The organism is Mesorhizobium sp. M4B.F.Ca.ET.017.02.2.1, from assembly GCF_003998955.1.
GTDB classification, from domain to species: Bacteria; Pseudomonadota; Alphaproteobacteria; order Rhizobiales; family Rhizobiaceae; genus Mesorhizobium; species Mesorhizobium abyssinicae.
The window spans coordinates 1-3051 of sequence record NZ_RZOF01000512.1; the positions used below are offsets into that span (position 1 = coordinate 1).

At 66.5% G+C, this 3051-nt stretch carries 3 protein-coding genes and 1 pseudogene; 1 reads left to right on the top strand and 3 read right to left on the bottom strand.

Annotation, left to right across the window (positions count from 1 at the left end):
- A partial coding sequence (locus EN738_RS32955; protein WP_245494841.1) for an FGGY-family carbohydrate kinase occupies positions 1-683 on the top strand: 683 nt, incomplete at its 5' end.
- Here EN738_RS32955 and ugpC read toward each other — a convergent pair.
- The 3 genes and pseudogenes from ugpC to EN738_RS32970 form a co-directional block, all read right to left on the bottom strand.
- Positions 676-1788 carry a sn-glycerol-3-phosphate ABC transporter ATP-binding protein UgpC gene (gene ugpC, locus EN738_RS32960; RefSeq protein ID WP_127287206.1) on the bottom strand — a complete coding sequence of 371 codons (1113 nt, stop codon included), beginning with the start codon at positions 1786-1788 and terminating at the stop codon, positions 676-678. The two genes, EN738_RS32955 and ugpC, sit on opposite strands and share 8 nt — an antisense overlap.
- Before the next feature lie 2 nt (positions 1789-1790).
- Positions 1791-2837 carry an NAD(P)-dependent alcohol dehydrogenase gene (locus EN738_RS32965; RefSeq protein ID WP_127287207.1) on the bottom strand — a complete coding sequence of 349 codons (1047 nt, stop codon included), beginning with the start codon at positions 2835-2837 and terminating at the stop codon, positions 1791-1793.
- A gap of 15 nt (positions 2838-2852) precedes the next feature.
- Positions 2853-3051: pseudogene (locus EN738_RS32970) on the bottom strand (carbohydrate ABC transporter permease); the annotation flags it as partial.

The window sequence follows — 3051 nt, forward strand, 5'->3', positions numbered from 1 at the left end:
GGCCCTATTATGGCGCGGCGCTGCCGACGCTCTGGCTCTCGGAAGGCGGCCAGTCGGCCACCGGCGCGCTGCTCGACCACATCATCCGCTGGCATGGCGCCGGCGGCGAGCCGAATACAGCGATGCATGCCAGGATCGCCAGCCGCGTCGCCGAACTGCGCGCCGCCGAGGGCGAGGCATTAGCGGCGAGGCTGCACGTGCTGCCGGATTTCCACGGCAACCGCTCGCCGCTGGCCGACCCGCACGCCGTCGGCGTCGTCAGCGGCCTGACGCTGGACTCCTCCTTCGACAGCCTGTGCAAGCTCTACTGGCGCACCGCCGTCGGCATCGCGCTCGGTGTGCGCCACGTGCTGGAAGCGCTGAACGAGAACGGCTATTTGATCGACACGCTGCACGTCACCGGCGGCCACACCAAGAACCCGCTGCTGATGGAACTCTACGCCGATGCCACCGGCTGCACTGTCATCGAGCCGCTGGCCGACGAGGCGGTCTTGCTCGGCACCGGCATGGTGGCGGCCACCGCCGCCGGGCTCTACCCTGATCTGAACGCCGCCTGCGTCGCCATGCAGCAGGGCGGCAGGAAGCGCGCCGCCAATCCGGCGGCCGGCGCCCGCTTCGACCGCGACTACCGCATCTTCCTGGAGATGCACCGGCAGCGGCAGGCGCTCGACGCGATCAGCTGAGCAGGCTGCCGTTTCGTTCCGGCTTGCGCAGCGAGGCGCCGGATGTCGCGTCGAACAGTTGGATGCTTTCCTCGTCGAATGTGTAGCGGACAGGCGCGCGCAACGCCGGGCATTCGCGCGCCGGCACCAGCGCGCTGATCTCCTTGCCGCCGGAGCCGAACGTCACCAGCGCGTCATTGCCGTGGAATTCGATGAGGTCCGCGGTGCCCTGCAGCAGGTTCCGCCCGCCATCGGCGCCTGCCGTCTTCAGGTCGGGAGGCCGGATCCCGAGCACGGCGCGATCGCCATGCTGGAGATGGAATGCCGAGCCGTCCAGCGAAAGCACCGTTCCGGCGCCGGTCAGCGACCAGCCGTCTCCGGCCCGGCCGACCGTCACCTCGACGAAATTCATGTTCGGCGTGCCGATGAAGCCGGCCACGAACAGGTTGCCAGGCCGGCGATAGATCTCCGCCGGCGAGCCGACCTGCTCGATGACGCCATCCCTGAGCAGCACGATGCGGTCGGCCAGCGTCATCGCCTCGAGCTGGTCGTGGGTGACGTAGACGGTCGTCGTCTTCAGCGACTGGTGCAGCCTTGCGATCTCGATGCGCATATGGTTGCGCAGCTTGGCGTCGAGATTGGACAGCGGCTCGTCGAACAGGAACACTTTCGGCGTCTTGATCATGGCGCGTGCGATCGCCACGCGCTGCTGCTGGCCACCGGAAAGCTCGGTCGGCTTGCGGCCGAGATAGGGGTCGAGCCCCAGCGTCCGGGAAACCGCCTCGACCCGTTTCACGATCTCGGCCGCCGGCACTTTCTGCCGTCGCAGCCCGAAGGCGATGTTGTCGAAGATCGTCATATGCGGATAGAGCGCGTAGTTCTGGAACACCATGGCGATGCCGCGGTCGCCGGGCTCGAGGTCGTTGACCACCTTGCCGCCGATCGAGACCTCGCCGCCAGTGATGTCCTCCAGCCCGGCGAGCATCCTGAGCAGCGTGGACTTGCCGCAGCCTGACGGGCCGAGGAACACGACGAATTCGTGCTCTTCTATGCTGAGATTGAGATCTCGGATGACGGCGGTTGCGCCGTAGGCCTTGTCGACATGGGAGCAAACGATCGCGGACATGGTCAGCCCTTCTCGCCGGTAAGCAGGATCTGCAGCTTGACGTCCTGCGGGTTGCCCTCGGCCGCCCGCTCGAAGGCCTTGATGCTGTCCGAGAAATCATAGGTGCCGGTGATCAGCGGCTCGAGGTCGACCTTGCCGGAGGCGATCAATTGCAGGGCGCGGTCGAAGATGTTGGCGTAGCGGAACACCGTCTCGATGCGCGCTTCCTTCGAGATCGCCGCCGGCACGTCGAGGCTGACCGGCTCCACCGGCAGTCCGACCAGCACCACCGCGCCGCCTGGCCGCACGATGTCGAACAAATTGGCGAAGGCTTTCGGGTTGCCGCTGGCTTCGAATACGATGTCGGCGCCCCAACCGCCGGTCGCGGCCGCGACGGCGTCGACCAGCGACTGCTCGCCGATATTGACCGGCATGATGCCTTGATACTGCGCGGCGATCTTCAGCTTGGGCGCCGAGAAATCGGAGATCAGCACCTTCGAGCAGCCGCCCGCCAGCGCCGCCAGCGCGATCATGATGCCGATCGGGCCGCAGCCGACGACGACGGCGACATCGCCGGGCACGATGCGCGCCCGCGCCGCTGCCTGCATGCCGATGGCGAAGGGTTCGACCATGGCGCCTTCGGCGAAGGAGACATTGTCCGGCAATTTGTAGGTGAAGGCGGCCGGATGCACCGCGAAAGGCGCAAGCACGCCATGCACCGGCGGCGTCGCCCAGAAACGCACGTCCGGATCGACATTGTAGATGCCGAGCTTCGTCGCGCGCGACGACAGGTTAGGCACGCCGGGCTCCATGCAGACGCGGTCGCCGACCTTCAGGCTCGCGACGTTGGCGCCGACCTCGATGATCGTGCCTGACGCCTCATGGCCGAGCACCATCGGCTGGCGCACTATGTAGCTGCCGATGGCGCCGTGCGTGTAGTAGTGCACGTCGCTGCCGCAGACGCCGACGGTGTGGATGGCGATCCTGACGTCGTCCGGTCCGACATCGAGCGGCAGCGCGATCTCGCGCAGCGACAGCTCGCCCTTTTTCTCAAGTACCAGTGCCTGCATCGGGTAATCCTCGCATCAACTCTTCTTTTGCCGGAAAACGGAATTCAGGAAGCCGCTGAGCACGCCGAGGAACAGCAGCGGCGGCAGCGACAGGAGCACGACCGAGGCATTGAGGATGCCCCACGGCACGTTCATGCCTTGCTGCGACAATTCCGAAGCGACGATCGGCAGCGTCTTGGCGTTGGAGCTGGACAGCATCAGCGCGATCAGGAAC